Annotated in this window: 17 protein-coding genes, 1 pseudogene and 1 riboswitch; of the genes and pseudogenes, 11 read left to right on the forward strand and 7 right to left on the reverse strand. The window is 71.5% G+C overall.

Translation table 11 applies throughout. From position 1 onward, the window contains the following. Positions 1-40: 40 nt before the first annotated feature. Entirely contained in the window at positions 41-475 is a 435-nt protein-coding gene (locus TNCT1_RS16685) for a VOC family protein (RefSeq protein WP_143632710.1), read from the forward strand. Between the two features lie 78 nt (positions 476-553). On the opposite strand, the gene TNCT1_RS16690 is transcribed toward TNCT1_RS16685, so the two are convergent. After that, positions 554-1,045, reverse strand: a complete 492-nt coding sequence (locus TNCT1_RS16690; protein ID WP_143632712.1) for a hemerythrin domain-containing protein — start codon at positions 1,043-1,045, stop codon at positions 554-556. Between the two features lie 117 nt (positions 1,046-1,162). Between TNCT1_RS16690 and TNCT1_RS36670 the strand changes: the two genes are divergently transcribed. Together TNCT1_RS36670 and TNCT1_RS16695 are read left to right on the forward strand one after the other, a co-directional pair. Continuing rightward, the gene (locus TNCT1_RS36670; protein ID WP_268894174.1) at positions 1,163-1,285 is read left to right on the forward strand and encodes a hypothetical protein; all 123 of its coding nucleotides are present in this window, start codon (positions 1,163-1,165) and stop codon (positions 1,283-1,285) included. 28 nt (positions 1,286-1,313) lie between these two features. Continuing rightward, entirely contained in the window at positions 1,314-2,609 is a 1,296-nt protein-coding gene (locus TNCT1_RS16695; RefSeq protein WP_143632715.1) for a phosphatase PAP2 family protein, read from the forward strand. A gap of 39 nt (positions 2,610-2,648) precedes the next feature. Here TNCT1_RS16695 and TNCT1_RS16700 read toward each other — a convergent pair whose 3' ends face one another. After that, positions 2,649-3,569 carry a LysR family transcriptional regulator gene (locus TNCT1_RS16700; RefSeq protein WP_143632717.1) on the reverse strand — a complete coding sequence of 307 codons (921 nt, stop codon included), beginning with the start codon at positions 3,567-3,569 and terminating at the stop codon, positions 2,649-2,651. Positions 3,570-3,663: 94 nt separating this feature from the next. Here TNCT1_RS16700 and TNCT1_RS16705 point away from each other — a divergent pair, with 94 nt between their 5' ends. The 4 genes from TNCT1_RS16705 to TNCT1_RS16720 all read left to right on the forward strand — a co-directional run bounded on the left by TNCT1_RS16705 (position 3,664) and on the right by TNCT1_RS16720 (position 8,026). Further along, a complete protein-coding gene (locus TNCT1_RS16705; protein WP_143632719.1) occupies positions 3,664-4,824 on the forward strand; it encodes a nuclear transport factor 2 family protein in 1,161 nt (386 codons plus the stop codon). Between the two features lie 99 nt (positions 4,825-4,923). Further along, a riboswitch (cobalamin riboswitch) is annotated at positions 4,924-5,101 on the forward strand. 53 nt (positions 5,102-5,154) lie between these two features. Beyond that, positions 5,155-6,204 carry an ABC transporter substrate-binding protein gene (locus TNCT1_RS16710; protein ID WP_174266328.1) on the forward strand — a complete coding sequence of 350 codons (1,050 nt, stop codon included), beginning with the start codon at positions 5,155-5,157 and terminating at the stop codon, positions 6,202-6,204. Beyond that, a complete protein-coding gene (locus tag TNCT1_RS16715) occupies positions 6,201-7,214 on the forward strand; it encodes an iron ABC transporter permease (protein WP_143632721.1) in 1,014 nt (337 codons plus the stop codon). Before TNCT1_RS16710 ends, TNCT1_RS16715 begins: the two co-directional genes overlap by 4 nt. Further along, positions 7,211-8,026, forward strand: coding sequence for an ABC transporter ATP-binding protein (locus tag TNCT1_RS16720; RefSeq protein ID WP_143632724.1), 816 nt, complete (start codon positions 7,211-7,213; stop codon positions 8,024-8,026). Before TNCT1_RS16715 ends, TNCT1_RS16720 begins: the two co-directional genes overlap by 4 nt. Before the next feature lie 684 nt (positions 8,027-8,710). Here TNCT1_RS16720 and TNCT1_RS35560 read toward each other — a convergent pair. Beyond that, positions 8,711-8,805, reverse strand: a pseudogene (locus TNCT1_RS35560). 219 nt (positions 8,806-9,024) lie between these two features. On the opposite strand from TNCT1_RS35560, the gene TNCT1_RS16730 reads away from it, so the two are divergent. Further along, positions 9,025-9,993: an ion transporter gene (locus tag TNCT1_RS16730; protein WP_143632726.1), complete on the forward strand. Its 969-nt coding sequence runs from the start codon at positions 9,025-9,027 to the stop codon at positions 9,991-9,993. A gap of 76 nt (positions 9,994-10,069) precedes the next feature. Here TNCT1_RS16730 and TNCT1_RS36815 read toward each other — a convergent pair whose 3' ends face one another. Next, the gene (locus TNCT1_RS36815) at positions 10,070-10,381 is read right to left on the reverse strand and encodes a hypothetical protein (protein WP_308789282.1); all 312 of its coding nucleotides are present in this window, start codon (positions 10,379-10,381) and stop codon (positions 10,070-10,072) included. 248 nt (positions 10,382-10,629) lie between these two features. On the opposite strand from TNCT1_RS36815, the gene TNCT1_RS16740 reads away from it, so the two are divergent. Continuing rightward, entirely contained in the window at positions 10,630-11,943 is a 1,314-nt protein-coding gene (locus TNCT1_RS16740; RefSeq protein WP_143632728.1) for a hypothetical protein, read from the forward strand. A gap of 84 nt (positions 11,944-12,027) precedes the next feature. On the opposite strand, the gene TNCT1_RS16745 is transcribed toward TNCT1_RS16740, so the two are convergent. The 3 genes from TNCT1_RS16745 to TNCT1_RS16755 all read right to left on the reverse strand — a co-directional run bounded on the left by TNCT1_RS16745 (position 12,028) and on the right by TNCT1_RS16755 (position 15,537). After that, positions 12,028-13,461, reverse strand: coding sequence for a sialidase family protein (locus TNCT1_RS16745; RefSeq protein ID WP_143632730.1), 1,434 nt, complete (start codon positions 13,459-13,461; stop codon positions 12,028-12,030). Positions 13,462-13,634: 173 nt separating this feature from the next. Further along, a complete protein-coding gene (locus tag TNCT1_RS16750) occupies positions 13,635-14,624 on the reverse strand; it encodes an acetylxylan esterase (protein WP_143632732.1) in 990 nt (329 codons plus the stop codon). A gap of 148 nt (positions 14,625-14,772) precedes the next feature. Beyond that, a complete protein-coding gene (locus TNCT1_RS16755) occupies positions 14,773-15,537 on the reverse strand; it encodes a FadR/GntR family transcriptional regulator (RefSeq protein ID WP_143632734.1) in 765 nt (254 codons plus the stop codon). Positions 15,538-15,682: 145 nt separating this feature from the next. Here TNCT1_RS16755 and TNCT1_RS16760 point away from each other — a divergent pair, with 145 nt between their 5' ends. Together TNCT1_RS16760 and TNCT1_RS16765 are read left to right on the forward strand one after the other, a co-directional pair. Continuing rightward, positions 15,683-17,272 carry an ABC transporter substrate-binding protein gene (locus TNCT1_RS16760; RefSeq protein ID WP_143632736.1) on the forward strand — a complete coding sequence of 530 codons (1,590 nt, stop codon included), beginning with the start codon at positions 15,683-15,685 and terminating at the stop codon, positions 17,270-17,272. A 71-nt stretch (positions 17,273-17,343) separates the two neighbouring features. Next, positions 17,344-18,294, forward strand: coding sequence for an ABC transporter permease (locus TNCT1_RS16765; RefSeq protein WP_143632738.1), 951 nt, complete (start codon positions 17,344-17,346; stop codon positions 18,292-18,294).

Consider the following 18,294-nt stretch of genomic DNA (forward strand, 5'->3'; position numbering starts at 1 on the left):
TGCCGGATGAGCGGCGTGGCCCCTCTGTTACTGTGCGCCGATGTCAACGATCAGGCAGTTCCAGGTCACGTTCGACTGTGCGGAACCCGAGCGCGTCGCCCGCTTCTGGTGCGAGGTGCTGGGGTACGTCGTACCGCCGCCGCCGGAGGGGTTCGCCACGTGGGAGGACTACGACGGCTCGCTGCCGCCCGAGCGGCAGGGCGCGGCGTTCGCCTGCGGTGATCCCACCGGTGTCGGGCCGCGCCTGTACTTCCAGCGTGTCCCGGAGGGCAAGGTCGTCAAGAACCGGGTGCACCTCGACGTGCGGGCCGGCACCGGGCTCAGGGGGGAAGAGCGCCTCGCCGCGCTGCAGGCCGAGTGCGACCGGCTGGTCGCACTCGGCGCGAAGTGCGAGCAGGTGCTGCTCGCCGACGAGTTCAACGAGTCCTGCATCGTCATGCAGGACATCGAGGGCAACGAGTTCTGTCTCGACTGACGGTCTTTCCGTGCCGCCGGGGTGACCCGCCGGGTCATGGAGCCGGGCGGGGGCCGGGCAGGGTGTCGGAGCGGCCGCTCAGGCCTCGACGATGCGCCGCACGTTGTCGACGGAGCCGCAGTCGGTCTTGAGCTGACGCTCGCGCTCCTCCCAGAAGGCCGCGCCCAGCTCCTCCCGGCGCTCCGGCGTCACGTTCTCGCGGGCGCCGTTGAGGATGGTGCGCTCCTCCTCGTCGGCGTGGTGGGTGACGGCCTCCACCAGCTCCTCCAGCTTGGTGTCCCACTCCTCGGAGCCGACCTCCTCCACCTCGAGGAGCGCCAGGAGGGCCTCGTTGCCTTCGTCGTGCTCGTGCTCGCCGTGCTCGACCTCTTCGTCGTCGATGTTCTTGTACCTCTTCAGAGCCGGGTAGACCTTGGTCTCCTCGGCCTGCGCGTGGGCGATCAGGAGGTCCGCGAACTCGTGGAGTGCGGCAGCCCGGTCGGCCTCGACGCTGCGCATCAGGCGGAACAGGTCCTCCATGCGCCGGTGGTCCTGAAGGATGAGCTCAACGACGTCCTGGGTCTCGGCCATGTAAGGGCATCACTTCCGTGCGAAGGGCTGGGGTGATCAACGCTTACCCGCGCCGTCCGCATTGATGGCAGCACAGTTCCGGTCCTCCCATCGGAAGCCGCGCACCACTCCGATAACATGTTCGAACTCGCGGTGATCACCGTCATCGCTGCCATTTATCCGACCCATTTCGAACAAATCGGCCAGAGAATTGATATCCAGAGCATCGCGGGTGTTTTCACGAACGGACGGCAGCGCTGAGTCGGCCGCTCGGCGCCGACGACGAGCCGTGCTGTGGGCCGCGGCGGCTGTGGCGGCTCTGGTAATTCTCGTCGCCCTAGAGATCTCCGCACGCCGCTACGGCCAGCCGGGGCCGATCACGAACCAGTTGAACGGGCTGGTGTTCGCCCCGAAACCGGGTCCGCTGTACGGCGGCCTGGCGTTGATGATGGTGGTCCTCACCTGGCGGCAACGGTTCATCGCCGCCGGCGCCGCCATAGGTGTCGACGCCGTCTTCGTGCTGGTGCGGTGGGCGGTCGGCGCCAGGACGGCCGACGGCCACTTCTTCGGCAACGGCGCGCTGTGGGTGATGCTGGCCTGCGCCGTCATCGCCGTCACGCATCGCACCGGCGCCGAACGCGTCCTGCTGCTCAAGGGTGTCGGCCTTGGTCTGCTGCTCGTCGCCGGCCGCAAGACCGGCGACACCTGGCTGCTGATCACCGCGAAGAGCCGGCCGACGGTGCTCGACCAGTACGTGGCGACCGCCGACCACGCGCTGGGCAACCCGTCATGGCTGATGGGCCGCATCGTCAAGGCCACCGACCCGATCGGCACCCACCTCCTCCAGGTGGTCTACGCGCAGCTTGCCGTGGCCGCGGTGGTCGTCGTGCTCTACCAACTGCGCCACGTGGCGGCCGAACGCCGATTCCCGCGCCACCACCTGCTGCGCACCTTCCTGGTGATCGGCCTCCTCGGGCCCGCCGTCTACATGATCTTCCCCGTGGTCGGGCCGGTCTTCGCCTACGGCCCGGGCGCCTCCGGCACCGGTGGCGTGCAATGGGCGGTGGCCGACCTGTGGCCGCACACGCCGCCGCCGGTCGGCACCCCGACCCCGATGCCCTACGACGGGATCACCCCCCGCAACTGCATGCCCAGCCTGCACACCGCGTGGGCCACCGCGATATTCGTCCATTCCCGCAAGGGCCCGCGCATACTGCGGTTCGCGGGCACCTTCTGGCTGATCGCCACCCTCAGCGCGACACTGGCGTTCGGCTACCACTACGGCGCCGATCTCGTCGTCGGCGTGATATTCGCGCTCACGATCGAGGCGGCGCTGCGCTCGTTCGACCGCGGCTGGGACCGGCGGGGAATCCAGCTCGTCGGCTACGGCGCCACGGTCTTCGCCGCGCTTCTGGTGTCCTACCGCTGGCTGCCGACGGAAATGGCCGCGCATCCCTGGGTTTTCGGGCCGCTTCTCATTCTGGCACTGGCCTCCGTGATCTACGGCTACGTACGGACCACCGAGCTGTGGGATCCGACGACCGCACCGGCGCGGCAACCGGAACCGCGACTCGAACCGGCCTGAGCGGCGCCGCACCAGGAGCGACGCCGACGGCCGCTCGTCTCAGCCGTCCTCGTCCTCCTCGTCATCCTGGTCGTCCTCGGAGGCGAAGGCCGCGGCGAGCCGGTCGAGCAGGGGCGCCGCGGCGCGGTGGGGGTCGCGGCGTGGCGTGATCGCGTAGATGCCCCGGGCCGGGGGATCGACGAGGGGGACGGCGGTGACGTCGGCCCGCAGCGCGCACGTCAGCACCCCGGGTACGAGCGCGATGGCGTGGCCGGTCGCGACCAGGGCCAGCTTGCCGGGCAGATCGGCCGCGGCGAGGTCGATACGGACGCCGACCCCGGCTCGGGCGGCGTGCTGGCGCAGGAGCGCCGCCGAGCCGTCGTTGTCCTCGGCCCAGATCTGGTCGGCCAGCGCCTGGACGCGCACGGGACCGCGCCCGGCCAGGGGATGGCCGACGGGCAGGACGACGACCATCTCGTCGAGGCCGAGGAACCGTCGTTCGACCCGCGGGTCGTGGGGCAGCCCCGGTGGCGCGTCGGTGACGACGGCGATGTCGAGCCGGCCCGCGGTCACCCGGTCGTGCAGGTATCCGCTCAGGCCGGGGAGCAGGCTCCACCGGAGGGCGCCGTCCCGCTCCGACAGCGCCCGGATGGCCTCGGGGACGATCCCCGCGGCGAGAGAGGGCGTCGCCCCGACGGCGAGCGTCCGGACCGGCGCACCGTCGCGGAGTTCCCGTACCGCGCGCACGGCACGGTCGGCCTCGTTGAGCGTGGCCAGGGCGTGGCGCCGGAACACCTCGCCGGCCGGCGTCGGACGCACACCGCGCGGGTGGCGCTTCACCAGGGGCACGCCGAGCTGCCGCTCCAGCCCGGCGATCTGCCGCGAGACGGCCGACTGCGTGTGGTTGAGCTCGGCCGCCGCCGCCGACAGCGACCCGAGCCGGCACACGGTCACGAAGGTCCGCCACACCGTCAGATCCATCGCGCCAGTATGGCCGCCAACATGCGCGTGACGCAGAGCGGATATGCGAAATCTGCGATTGTCGCAACCCTCGTCGTGCACCACTGTGGTGCGCATGACCGCACCGCACACGATCGCCGTCCTCGGCCTGGGGCGCATGGGCGCCGCACTCGCGACACGACTGACTGACCAGGGCTGGGACGTCGTCGGCTGGACACGCTCGGGACGTACTCCGGGCGCCGTCAGGACGACCGGTGACCTGAACGAGGCCGTGGCGAAGGCCGATCTCGTCGTCCTGGCGCTGTTCGACGGTCCGGCCTGCCGGCAAGTCCTCGACGACGCCCGCGACTCGCTGCGGGCGGACACCGTCGTGCTGAACACCAGCACCGTCGCTCCCGCCGAAGCGGCGGAGCTGGCCCGGCGACTCGGCGCGTCCTACGTCCACGCGCCCGTACTCGGTTCCGTCCCGGCCGCCGCCGGCGGCACCCTGCGGATACTGGCCGCCGCCGACCACGGCGCACTCGACCGGGTCCGGCCGGTCCTGGAAACCCTGGGCACCGTGCGGCGCTGCGACGACGCCGCCACCGCCGCCGCGCTCAAGCTGATCGCCAACAACAGTCTCGCCGGCGCCGTCCTCGCACTGCGCGACTCCCTGCGGCAGGCCGACGCCCTCGGCCTGCCGCGCGCCCAGACCCTGGACGTCCTCGAACTCGGCGGGCTCGGCGGGCTGGTGGCCCGCAAGCGCCCCTTCCTCATGGCCGAACCGGCCCCGGCCCCGGCCGAATTCACCATCGGCGCGCTCGCCAAGGACATGGCGCTGCTGGCCGCGGCGTCGAACACCCCGCTGCGCAGCGCGGCCGGTCTGGCGGACACCCCGGCCGACCCCGAGGCCGACATCGCCGTCGCCGCGACGGCTCCCACCACGGCGGGCGACGACGTGCTCGAACCGCTCCGCGCCTACATCCGCGGACACGCCACCGGCGATCCCGCCCACTTCCGCGAGGCGTTCCTGCCCACCGCCCACGTCGAGGGAGTACGGGACGGCGCGTTCGTCTCCTGGCCCCTCGACGCGTACTGCGCGCTCTTCCAGGGCCGGCCCGCCCCGGACGAACCCACCCGGTCCCGCCGCATCGACTCCGTCGACGTCCACGGCACCGTCGCGACCGCGACCATGACGCTCTCGCACGGCGCGGACACCTTCACCGACGTCTTCCTGCTGGTCCGCGTCGACGGCGGTTGGCGCATCGCCAACAAGGCCTACCACCGGCGCTCCTGAGCGGGGCCACGCCCCGCGAGGCGCGAAGGACCCGCCAGGACGGGAGAGGTGACACAGAGCACGCCGGAGGATCACACGACACGACCGTATGCCGGGGCTTGGTAACCTCATCGGGCCAGTCGAGCCACAACCGAGGCCAGGGAATCCGGTGCGAATCCGGAACTGACGCGCAGCGGTGAGGGGGACGGGCGGGGCACGCGAGCCACTGGGAGACCGGGAAGGCGCCCCGTCCGAAGGAACCCGAGTCCGAAGACCTGCTGGCACCTTCGCGCACCGCGCGGAGGGACGTCCGTAGGCAAGGCTCCGCGTACGAGCCCCGACACCCGAGGCATGCCCGTGCTCCGCACTCCCGCCCTGCTCCGCGCTCCGGCCCTTCTCCTCGTGTCCGCACTGCTGCTCACCGCCTGCGGCGGCGCCTCCGCCGGCGCGGGACCGGACGAGGCCACCGGCGCCGGCTACCCGCTCACGATCGACAACTGCGGCCACGAGGTCACCCTGAAGTCGGCCCCGCGACGGGCGGTCTCCCTCAACCAGGGCACCACCGAGATCCTGCTCGCCCTCGGCCTCGCCGACCGCATGGCCGGCACGGCGACCTGGACCGACCCGGTGATGCGGGGACTGGAGAAGGCCAACGCCTCCGTGCCGCGGCTCGCGGACGACGCGCCCTCCTTCGAGAAGGTCCTGGACGCCGAACCCGACTTCGTCACCGCCTCGTTCGTCTCCACCCTCGGCGAGGGCGGGGTCGCCACCCGCGAGCAGTTCGACGAACTCGGCGTGCCCGCCTACGTCTCGCCGTCCGACTGCGCGGCCGGCAAGGACAACGACAGCGGCGGCGACGGATCGCGCGGCGAGCCGCTCACCCTCGACACCGTGTACGGCGAAATAGGCGACCTGGCCCGCGCGTTCGGCGTCGAGGAGCGCGGCCGGGAACTCGTCGCCGAGCTGAGGAAGCGGGTCCGCCGGGCGACCGACGGGCTGGACGCCTCCGGCGTCTCCCTCATGTACTGGTTCGCCAACTCCCAGTCCCCCTACCTCGCCGGCTGCTGCGGCGCCCCGGGCGCCATCACCCGTGCGGTCGGCGCGCGGAACGCCTTCGCCGACACCCACGACGAGTGGCCCCAGATCAACTGGGAGACCGTCGCCGACCGCGACCCCGACGTCATCGTGATCGGCGACCTGACGCGCAGGCAGCAGACCGCGGAGACCGCCGAGGCCAAGATCCGTTTCCTGGAGGCCAACCCCGCCACCCGCAACCTGACCGCGGTGAGGAGGAAGCGGTACGTCCTGCTCAGCGGACAGGCGATGAACCCCTCCATCCGCACGGTCGAGGGGATCGAGAAGGTCGCGGCCGGCCTGCGTCACTTCGGGCTCGCCCGGTGAGCGTCCGCACACTGCTGCTGACCGGCGGTGGACTGGCCGCACTGCTCGTCTCGGTCGCCGTGGCCGTGACGATCGGGCCCGCCGACATCTCCACCGGCGATGTGTGGGCCGCCGTCGCGGCCCATCTCGGCTGGGGCGAGGGGACGTTGGCACCGCTGCGGGACGGCATCGTGTGGAACCTGCGGATGCCCCGGACGCTGCTCGCGGCCGTGTGCGGAGCCGGTCTCGCCGTGTGCGGAGCGGTGATGCAGTCGCTGCTGCGCAATCCACTGGCCGATCCCTTCGTCCTCGGCGTGTCGTCGGGCGCGTCCACGGGCGCGGTCGCCGTGGTCGTGCTGGGAGTGGGCGGGGGAGCGGTGTCCCTGTCGGCGGGCGCCTTCCTCGGCGCGCTGCTCTCCTTCGCGCTGGTACTGGTGCTCAGCCACTCCCTCGGCGGCAGCGCGGACCGGGTCGTGCTGTCCGGGGTGGCCGCCATGCAACTGTTCTCCGCGCTCACCTCCTTCATCGTCCTGACCTCAGCCGACGCCGAGACCACCCGGGGCGTGCTGTTCTGGCTGCTCGGCTCGCTCACGGGCGCCGACTGGGGCCAGGTGCTGCTCTGCGCCGCCGTCCTGGCGGTGGTCCTGGCCGTCTGCGCCGGACACGCCCGCACCCTGGACGCCTTCGCCTTCGGCGACGACGCCGCCGCCGGACTCGGCGTCCGGGTCGCCCGTACCCGGCTGGTCCTGCTCAGCGCCACCGCACTGCTCACCGCCGCCCTGGTGAGCTGCGCCGGTGCGATCGGATTCGTCGGCCTGGTCCTGCCGCACGCCACCCGTGCCCTCACCGGCTCCGGCCACGCCCGCCTGCTGCCGGTCACCGCGCTGACCGGAGCCGTGTTCCTGGTGTGGGTGGACACCCTCGCCCGCACCGTCCTCGACCCCCAGGAGGTCCCGGTGGGCGTGGTGACGTCCCTGATCGGCGTGCCGGCCTTCGTGGCCGTGCTCCACCGCGGACGGAGAAGGGCATGACCGGCCTGCGCGCGGACCGGGTCGTACGGCGTCTCGCCGACCGGATCGTCGTCGACGGCGTCACCCTCACCCTGCGCCCCGGCGAGACCGTGGGCCTGCTCGGCCCCAACGGCTCCGGCAAGTCGACCCTGCTGCGGCTTCTCGCGGGCGTCCTCGCACCCACCGCCGGGGTCGTCACCCTGGACGGGCGCCCGCTGTCCGAGGCCGGCCGCAGGGCAACGGCCCGGCGCATCGCCACCGTCGAACAGCACGCCCACACCCAGACCGAACTCACCGTCCGCGATGTCGTCGGCCTGGGCCGCGTCCCGCACCGCCGCGCCTGGACGGGGGCCACGGCGGCCGACACGAGGGCCGTCGCCGAGGCCCTGGCGCGCACCGGTCTGACGGACCGGGCCGGCCAGTCCTGGCACACCCTGTCCGGCGGGGAACGCCAGCGGGCGCAGATCGCCCGCGCCCTCGCCCAGGAGCCCCGCGAACTCCTCCTGGACGAACCCACGAACCACCTCGACATCCAGCACCAGCTCGAACTGCTGGACCTCGTGGTGACCCTGCCGGCGACCACCGTGATCGCCCTGCACGACCTCAACCTCGCCGCGATGTACTGCGACCGCCTGCTGGTCCTGCGCGAGGGCCGCGCCGTCGCGGAGGGCACCCCGGCCGAGGTCCTCACCCCCGCCCTCATCGAGCAGGTCTACGGCGTCCACGCCGAGGTCGGCGACGCCCCCGGGCACCCCGTGATCCGCTTCCTGCGCCCGGCCGCCCGGGACGGACTGCCCTCCCACGGGCCGGCGCAGCCAGGCGGGACGCCGTAGCCGTCCAGAGGGGCCACGGACGTCGGCCGGGGCGTGCCGTCGGCTATCTGGTCCGTTCGGTTGGTCAGGACGGTGATCTCGCCCGAGACCTTCGCCGGATCGCTCGGGGGAGCCGCGATCTCCCCGCGGCCGTCGCTCCCCTGTCCGCTACAGGCTGTTGCCGCCACCATGGTCGCGGCCGCTAGCACCACCCAACTTCTCCGCATCCCCGTCACCTCTCGTCGCGTGAGAATTCCGACGCCGGGCCGGGAGAGGGACCGCACCGGTTCCCGCGGCCCGGCCTGACGAGCGCTCAACGTAGACGTGACTTCGCGGCAATGTCCATAGACCGGTCTAGATCCCATTCACCAATCTGCGGCTGTCCTGATCTGCGGATTTACTAAACGATGACTAAATGCGGAGACGTCGAAAGGTGCTTGCGGCACCCGTCCGCGAGGAATGCGCGAGGGGTGCGCGAGGAATGTGGACAACGTTGTCATGCGTGTGGTCGTACATGCGGGCATCCCGATCGGGTCGCCCGCATCGGATTCAGGAGAGTCGTGACTATGTGTAGTCAGAAAATAGTCGCCCCGCGCCTGGTGAGGTCCTCGTGGCCGCCTCGGGCGAACCTTCGACGGGCGCTCTCGACATGGGCAGGACGAAGGTCGCGGGTGCGTCGGTCACCGCGGACGCGGGTCCGTTCGGCGGCGAGGGCAGGATTCGAACCTGCGTGGACCCCGAAAGGCCCGACCGTGAGGCGTGCTCGCTGGTCCCCGATCAACCACTCCGGGCACCTCTCCCTGTGCCCGGACTCCGGGTGTTCCCCGCGCCGTTCACGTGAACCACTGTGGCAGGGCCCGCTGACGGAGGGCTGACTCGCTCCCGTCACCGGGCCGGAACCGGTGTCCGTGAGACTCTACATTGCTGTAGAAGTCCGGCGTAGAGCATGATCGTTCAGCAAGCCCGTCGTCCGGCCCGGACGGCCGGGGACAGTGTGCTGCGCGGAGGAACTCAGCAGGATGACCGAGAGCATTCCCACGGTGCGGCCCGCCTCGGCGCGGGTCTCGACGGCCCGATGGTGCCGCGCCGTCACCGAGGCCCGGTGGTTCGCGGTCACCGTCTTCTGCCTCATCCTCGGCAACGCCGCACTGCTGGGCGCGGAGACGTACACCGGGGTGGTCAGCGACTGGCGCGGCTGGTTACGTCTGGCCGAACACGCGTGCGTGGCCGCCTTCACCGTCGAGATCCTGCTGCGCCTGGGGGCCCACGCCGACCGCCCCAAGGGCTTCTTCCGCGACCCGTGGAACCTCTTCGACCTGGCCGTCGTACTGAGCACTTTCCTGCCCGTCGTCCGCGAGAACACCACCGTACTGAGGCTGCTGCGGCTGGCCCGCGTCCTGCGCACCGCCCGGTTCCTGCCACAACTGCGGATCATCCTCGTCGCCGTCGCCCGCAGCCTGCCCGGCACGCTCAGCTTCCTCCTCGTCGGCGCCCTGCTGCTGTACGTCTACGCGATGGTGGGCTGGGTCTTCTTCGCCCGCCACGACCCCGAGCACTACGGCTCCGTAGGCCGTGCCGTCCTCACCCTCTTCCTACTCATGACCCTGGACGGCATCGGCGACGCCGTCCACGCGGGCCTCGAAGTCTCCCGCTGGAGTCTCGTCTACTACGCCTCCTACGTCCTGCTCGCCTCCTTCGTCCTCGTCAACGTGCTGATCGGCGTGGTGCTGACCTCGCTCGAGGAAGCCCGCGACATGGAGCAGGCCCCGCCGGCGCCGGCCCCTCACCCGGCGTCCGCGCCGGTCGAGCAGCGGGCACTGCTCGACCGCATCGCCGTGGTCCGCCGCGCCCTGGGCGACCTCGAACGCGAGCTGACCCGGGCGGCAACGCCACAGGCCGTCGAGGCGGAACGGACTGACCCGCGCCTCCAGCGGGCCGGGGCGCCCGCGGACGGGAGCGGCGAAGTGGCCGCGCGGACAGGTGGCTGACGCCCGGCGGCGCCGCCGCTCAGCTCTCGTCGAAGAGCAGGTCGTCCAGCGGGTGCGTCATGCGGACGGACCTGCTTCAGCAGGACGGGCATGACGACTCCTGTGGGTGCGGGTGGCTCACGACGGTGGCCCCCGGGCCGTCGGCCCCGGTGGGGGAGGGATCCGGTCGTACCGGCAGCCGGGCGGCCGTCTCCGGCGCGACGAGCTGCTGGCCGCCGTCGATGTCGTAAGTGGCGCCGGTCAGGGCACCGTTGGCCATGATGTGCAGTGCCAGCGAAGCGACGTCCGCCGGGCCCACCACCCGGCCGATGGGCAGTGTTCTGCGCAACTGTTCGCGGCGAGCTTCGAGTTGCTCACCGAGGAGGGAGGCCGACAGCGGTGTGTCCACGAACGCTGCCCCCGACCACCACGACCGTCTGCCCGGCCAGTCCGCCGTCCGCCGGACGGGCCCCTCCGTCGTTCGCGCTCACGGCAGGTCACCGCCGTTGGCTGTCGCGCACTGCGCCGGGACCCCGTCCAAAGTTCCGGCCGCGCTCCCGAGGCCAACAGCTTTCGCGCCCAATGTCGGTGCGGGTCAATAGAGTTGCTCCGCCGGCCGCGCCGGTGCGGCCGGATCCCTTCACGAAGGAGTTCAAGGTGCGAACACGAAGACGTGCGGCGGGTGTCGCGCTGGTCCTGGCGGCCGCGTCGCTCCAGCTGCTCGGTGCCCCCGGCACGGCGGCGGCACAGACCCAGGGGAGTGTCGTGCTGCCCGTGCGGTCGCACTGGCAGACGCTCGCGGACAGCAGGCGCGTGTACGTCAGCGCGCCTGGCGACGACGCGGTGCTGGCCACCGACCACGACGGGCAGGTCGTGAAGAAGGTCGAGGGTCTCGACGGGGCGCGGGGCATGGCCGAGTCGCCCGACGAGTCCACCCTCTACGTGGCGCTACCGGACGCCGACGCGATCTCCGTCGTCGACACCGCGACCCTGACCGAGACCCGGCGCATCCCGACCGGGGCCGGCACCGGACCCGAGTCCGTCGCCCTCGCCGGCGGCCGGCTGTTCTTCGGCTACCAGGCCACCGTCTTCGACGCGGGCATCGGCTCTGTCGACATCGCCGGGGCGACCCCGGCCGTCACCCTGGACGACGACCCCGTCTGGTACGGCAAGCCGCGACTCGCCACGTCGCCGGGCGCGCCGGACCGGCTCGTCGCCGCGGAGAGCCTGGGCGGGCTGGGCATGCGCGTGTACGACGTGAGCTCCGGCACGCTTCGGCAGACCGCCTCCAGCGACGCCGTCGGCGATGTCGAGGACCTGGTGGTGACGCCGGACGGCGGCAGCGTCATCACCGCAAACGGCTCCGACTACTACCACCAGCGGTGGCGCCTGTCGGACCTGTCGGAGGAGGTCCGGTACGACACCGGGGCCTACCCCAACGCCGTCGCCGTCGACTCCCGCGGCACGGTCGCCGCGGGGATCGTGGCGGGAGGGGACTGGGACGCCTACCTCTACCGCCCGGGGGAGACCACCGCGTACCGTACGGTCTCCCTGTCGCCGGGGTATCGCGACCTGGTCGACCGGGGCCTGGCCTGGGCGCCAGACGGCAGCAGGCTGTTCGCCACCCGCTTCCCCTACTCGGGCGAGGTCGTTCTCGACATCGTCACCGACGTCGCCAAGGCATCCAGCACGATCACCCTGTCCGCCCCGCCGACCAACCCCGTGGGCACGCCGGTCACCGTGACGGGGAGACTGACCTCGCTGATCCCCTTCCCCAAGCACAGGGCGGTCGTCACGGTGACGCGCAGCGGCGTCGGGCTGCCGGACGTGAAGGTCCGGCGGGACGGCACCTTCAGCTTCCGGGACACCCCGCCCGACTGGAACACCTATCCGCAGTACACGGTCACCTACGCGGGCGACGCCCGGCACGTGTCCGGAACGGCGACCGTCATGGTCGAGTTCGTCGGCTGACCGGTCCGGCCGGCCCGGTCGGTTTATGCGAACCCGTCACGCCGGTGTGAGGCCGGTGCCCCGCAGGACACCGGCCTCACGCGGTCATGGCGTCACGGTCACCGTCCGGTTGCCCGAGGCCTGCTTGCCGTCGGCCCTGTACGTCGCCGTGAGCGTGGCATTTCCGGTGGCGCCGGCGGGGACGGTGAGGGGCACCTTGACGTTGGCGCCCTCGCCCGGGCGCAGTGCCGGAACGGCGACCTGTCCCGCGGTCCAGCCGGTGGAAGCGGTCAGCGTGACCGTGCCCGCGCCGCGCTTGACGTCCATCCGGTTGACGACGCGCACCGTCACCTGCGCGGTGGTGCCGGCGGTCAGCGTCGCCGGCGGGGTGATGGTGATGTCCGCGCAGGTGCCGCCGAGCCACCGCAGGTCGAAGGACGAGTAGGTGACGTACTGGTAACCCGCGCGCTCGTAGAGCAGGCCGAGCCGGCCGTCCGGCAGCCTCGTCAGCGTCGAGTACGCCGCGCTGCCCGCGTCGACGACCTTCCTGATCGGCCATGTCCTGCCGTTGTCGCAGGACATCTTGACGGTGAGGTTCTGCCGTGCGGACGTGCTCTCGGTGTTGCTGAACAGCAGCCAGGAGGACTGCATGTCCGAGGCGGCCGCGTCGGGGGCGTAGCGGATGACGGAGCCGTTGTTGCCCGGGTCGATCAGATTGGTGTCCTGGGTGAGGGACGTGTAGGTGGCGCCGCCGTCACCGGAGTAGGCGATCTTCCGGTACGGGGCGGACCTGCTGTTGAGCATGATGCGGCCGTCGTTGAGTTCGACGGTCTTGTTCTCGTCCGCGCCGGGGCCCACCAGCCGGCCGGTGCGCCAGGTCTCGCCGTGGTCGTCGCTGTAGGCGCTGACCGCGTAGTTGGCCCCGTCGTACCGGACGGCGTACTGCTGGATCAGCCGTCCCGCGTAGCTGCCGTGGCGTACCTGGATGCCCTCGCCCGAGGCGGCGAACATGCCTCCCCAGGCCGGGTCCTTGATCTGCCCGGTGATGCGCCGGTGCGTCCACGTCACGCCGTCGTCGTCCGAGTAGCTGTAGTCGGTCTGGAGGACGTCGGGGTCGGTCTCGTCGTTGCCGGTCGCCGACCCCAGGAAGCCCTGGTTGACGGAGGCGGCGTAGAACAGGAAGATCCGGCCGGTGGTGCGGTCCACGAGCAGGCTCGGGTCGCCGGCGCCGGCGGGGGCCGCCTCTTTGCGGACGACCTGCGGGCTCTGCCAGGTGGCGCCGCCGTCCGTGCTGCGCCGCACCACGACCCCGATGTTACTGGGCAGGTCGCCCAGGGTCGGGCGGGCGTCCCAGGCGGCGATCACGGTGCCGTCGACGGTGGTCGTGAGCGCGGGGATGCGGTAGTACGGCGAGCCGACGCCCTGGACGGCGAGGTCCTGCGAGGTCAACTGCCCGGCGGTGGCGGCGCTTCCGGTGCCCGCCGGCACCGCGACCAAGGCGGCCGCGGCGAGAACGGCGGTGAGGACTCTGCGCTTCATGAACGGTCTCTCTTCTCTCGGAACGGCAGACGTGCGGGGGACGGGGGCACCCTGCGGGCGCGATGAGGGAGCGGGGCGCGGAGTGAGGGCGGGTGGGGGAGTGCGAGGGGCCCTCGGTGCGGCGGGAGCGGATGCCGGGCGGCGCACGGCCGAGGCGACTTCCGAAAGGGGGCCTAGCCTTCCGCAGGGCGGTCGAACAGCGCTCGCACCCAGGCCAACTGCCGGGCGCGGTGGTGTTCCGTGCCGCCTTCGTGGCCGTTGAACTCGTACACCTCCACCTGCTTGGGGCCGCCGTAGCGGTGGTAGGCCGTGAAGCAGGTGGACGGGGGGCAGACCTCGTCCATCATGGCGATGGAGAAGAGGGCCGGCGCGGTCGCCCGCCCGGCGTGGTGCGCGGCGTCGAAGAACGACAGGGTGTGGAAGACGGACTCCTCACGGCCGCGGTGCAGCCGGAGGTACGAGGCGATCTCCGTGTACGGCGGTTCGCCGGTGATGCGGGCGGCCCGGGGGAAGTTGCACAGGAACGGCACGTCCGGCATGACGCCGGCGAGGCCCGGGACGAGTCCCGACACGGCCAGCGCGATGCCGCCGCCCTGGCTGACACCGGTCACCACGATGCGCTCGGGGTCGATGCGGGGGTGTGCGCGCATCGCTTCCACGCAGCGGACGGCGTCGGTGAAGACCCGCCGGTAGTAGTAGGTCTCGGGGCTCTCGATGCCGCGGGTCAGGAAGCCGGGCGTGGTTCCCGCCGCACCGGCGTCGGTGTCGTCGGTGGCGCCCGGCGCGGCCGACCAGCCCTGACCGCGGGTGTCCACGATCAGATGGGCGTGACCGGCGCTGGCCCAGAGGAGGTTCTCGTGGGTGAGACCACGTCCCCGCCCGTAGCCGAGGTACTCGATGACGCAGGCCAGCGGACCGGTGGCCCCCGCGGGCATGCGCAGCCAGCCCCGGACGGGCCGTCCGGCCCAGCCCGGAACGCTCACGTCGTGCACCTCCACCTGGGGGAGGCGCGCGTCGATCTCGGTGAAGGAGGGCTTGTCCGCCCCGCCGTCACCTGGCGCCGAGGCCAGGGTGTCCGCCCAGAAGGCGTCGAAGCCGTCGGGTTCGGGGAGGCCGGGCGAGTAGGCGAGGCATTCGTCGAGTGAGAGATCGACCGAGAGCATGGGGTCCTCCAGAGGGCAACCGCAAGACAGAAGACGTCAGATGTCCTGTCGGTTACGGGACCCTAGGAGCGGGGGTCCGCCGCGTCAAGGGGGACCGGGACCGGCGCCGCCCCGCGTTCGGCGCCCGCGGGCGGCGGCGGGGCGGGGGTCAGTCCGCGGCGGACCGCTGGGCGCGTGCTTCCGCGATCCGGCGCCTGACCGGGGCGTAGTGCTCCTCGATCGCCTTGAGGAACGCCGTGGTGTCCCCGGCCCGCGCCGCGTCCACGATGTTCTGGTGCGCGGTGACCGTCGCGATCTCGTCGGCGTGCGTGAAACCGTCGAGGTGCGGGGCGACGATCGCGTACACGTCCCAGAAGGCCATGGAGAGCTGGCCGATGAGGTCGTTGCCGACGGGGGCGACGAGCAGCGAGTGGAAGGCGCGGTCGGCGGCGACGAACCCGTGGCCGTCGCCGGCGCCGGTGTCCCGCATGGTCGCCACCAGGCGGTCCAGGCTGTCGAGCTGCTCGGGGCCGAGGGAGGCGATGATGCGTTCCGCCATCCCGCGCTCGAACAGCTCGCGGACGTCGACCAGGTCGGCCATCACCTGGAAGTCGTCGTCGGGGGAGAGCAGGCCGCGGAACGTGAGGCTCTCCACCAGCGCGGACATGCTGAGGCGGCCCACGTACGTGCCGTGGCCGTGGCGCACGTCCACGATGTCCAGGGCGTCGAGGATCTTCACCGCCTCACGCACACTGGACCGGCTGGCGCCGAGGGCCTCGCACAGGGCCGGTTCCGTGGGCAGCGGGTCCCCGGGACGCAGCCTCTGGTCGAGGATGTAGCGCTTGATGCCCTCCACCACTTCCTGACGCAGCAGGGTGCGGCCCTGCCGGGCGCCCGAAACAGTCGAACTCCCCACCTCTTGACCCCTCTCCATGTACCGGGCTACCTTCCCAGGCTATCAAGGCATCGGACATCTGACGTCTGATGCTCGGACATTCATTGTTCACAGCACGCCATGTCTCCCGGACCGGCTGCCCTTCGTGATCCGTCTTCTTCTCACCACCCCTCTTGGAGGACCCGTGCCCGAGCTGAGGCCAGCAGGCGTCGAACGCCGCACCTTCCTGCGCTGCGGCGCCGCCATCGGCGCCGCGACCGCCTTCACGGCGAGCCTGTCCGCCTGTTCCGGACCCGCGTCGACGGGCGACGGCAAGTCGGGCTCGGGCACCGGCACCATCGAGGCGGGCCTGTCCTACGCGCTGTCGACCGGCTTCGACCCGATGACCACGTCGGGGGCCACCCCGTACGCGGCCAACATGCACATCTTCGAGGGACTCGTCGACCTCGACCCGGTGACCCTGAAGGCCAGGCCGGCGCTCGCCACCGAGATGCCGAAGAAGATCAACGCCACCACCTACCGGGCCACCCTGCGCGAGGGCGCCACCTTCCACGACGGGTCGGCCGTCACGGCCGACGACGTGGTCTTCAGCTTCGAACGCATCCTGAAGCCGGAGAACGCCTCGCTGATGGCGCAGTTCGTGCCGTTCATCGACAGCGTCAGTGCGGTCGACGCGCGCACGGTCGAGTTCAGGCTGAAGTACCCCTTCGCCCTCTTCCCCTCCCGCATCTCCGTCGCGCGCGTCGTGCCGAAGAAGATCGTGGAGGCGGACGCCAAGGGGTTCGACGCCAAGCCGGTCGGCTCGGGCCCGTACCGGTTCGTCGAGGCGGTACGCGAGGACAAGATCGTTTTTGCGAAGTACGACAAGTACAACGGCGCCCACCCCGCCAAGGCCGACAAGATGATCTGGCGCCTGATCTCGGACGCCTCCGCCCGCGTCAGCGCCATGCAGTCCGGCCGGGTCCAGGCCATCGAGGACGTGCCCTACATCGACATCGCGGGCCTCTCCGCCACGGCGAAGACCAAGTCGGTGCAGTCCTTCGGCCTGCTCTTCCTCATGTTCAACACCGCCGACAAGCGCTTCGCCGACCGGCGGGTCCGCCAGGCCCTGCACTACGCCCTGGACACCGAGAAGATCATCAAGACCGCCCTGGTCGGCAACGCGGCCCCGGCCACCGGCTACGTCCCCGCCACCCACCCGGACTACCACAAGGCCGCCACCGTCTACACGCACGACGTGGCCAGGGCCAAGAAGCTGCTCGCCGAGGCGGGGGTGGGCAAGCTCAGCTTCACCGTCCTGCTGACGGACACCGGCTGGGTCAAGGACGTCGCCCCCCTGATCAAGGAGAGCTGGGCCGCCGCCGGCATCGAGGCGACGCTCGGCATCGCCCAGGCCGCCGCCCAGTACGCCAAGGTCGACAAGGGCGACTTCGAGGTGCTCGTGGCACCCGGCGACCCCTCCGTGTTCGGCAACGACGCCGACCTGCTGCTGCGCTGGTTCTACTACGGCTTCTGGCCCGAGAACCGGTACGGCTGGGCCGGGACCCCCGAGTACAAGAAGGTCAAGCAGCTCCTCGACAAGGCGGCGCGCGCCACCGACGTGAACACGCGCAAGGACCTGTGGGGCCAGGTCACCGACCTGGTCGCCGAAGAGGCCGCGCTGTACCCGGTCTTCCACCGCAAGCTACCCACCGCCTGGAGCGACAAGGAGCTCGACGGCTTCTCCCCGCTGCCCACCACTGGCCTGTCGTTCCTGGACGTCAGCCGCGCCTGACCGCCGCGGGTCCGGCCGCCCCGCACGGCGGCCGGACCCGCGGCCGCCGCCCAATCGCAAGGAAACCGAAGATGGTTGTATTCCTCCGGCTCGCGCTGCGCCGCGTCGCGATGATGCCGGTGATGATCCTCGGCATCGCGCTGCTGGTCTTCGTGGTGCTGCAGTTCTCGCCGACCGACCCGGCCTACAACGCGCTCGGAGAGAGCGCCTCGCCCGCGGCCAGGAAGGCGTTCGCCGAGGCCAACGGGCTGGACGACCCGCTGCCCGTACGCTATTTCCGCTTCATCGGCCGGCTCCTCCACCTCGACCTGGGGAGCACCGTGCCGCCCAGCCGGCCCGTACTCGACCGGATCGCCGAGGCGTTCCCGCTCACCCTGCAGCTCACGCTCCTCGGGCTCGTCCTCGCCGTCGTGCTCGCCGTCGTCGGCGGCGTCCTCGGGGCGATGTACCGGGACCGCTGGCCCGACCAGCTCTTCCGGCTGCTGTCCATGGCCGGCGTGGCCGTGCCGTCCTTCTGGCTCGGGGTGCTGCTCATCCAGCAGTTCGCGCTGAACACCCGGATCTTCCCGACCGGCGGCTACACCAACCCCGCCGAGTCGTTGGGCGGCTGGCTCACCTCCATGGTCCTGCCCGCCGTCTCGCTCGCCGTCCCCGTCGCCGCGTCGCTCGCCCGCCTGGTGCGCACCTCCATGGTCGCCGAACTCGACCGCGACTACGTCCGCACGGCCCGGGGCAACGGCCTGCCGGTCCTCCTGGTGATCCGCTCGGTGCTGCGCAACGCGCTCGTCACCCCGCTCACCGTGCTCGGCGTCAAGGTCGGCTACATGCTCAGCGGCGCGGTGGTGATCGAAGCGATCTTCGACCTGCCGGGCATGGGCAAGCTCATCCTCGAAGGTGTCACCGGCGGCGACGTCGCCCTGGTCCAGGGCACCGTACTGACCATCGCCATCGCCTTCCTGGTGGTCAACGTCATCGTCGACCTGCTCTATCTGCTGGTCAACCCGCGCATCAGGACGGTGTGA

Source organism: Streptomyces sp. 1-11, from assembly GCF_007176755.1.
GTDB lineage: Bacteria > Actinomycetota > Actinomycetes > Streptomycetales > Streptomycetaceae > Streptomyces.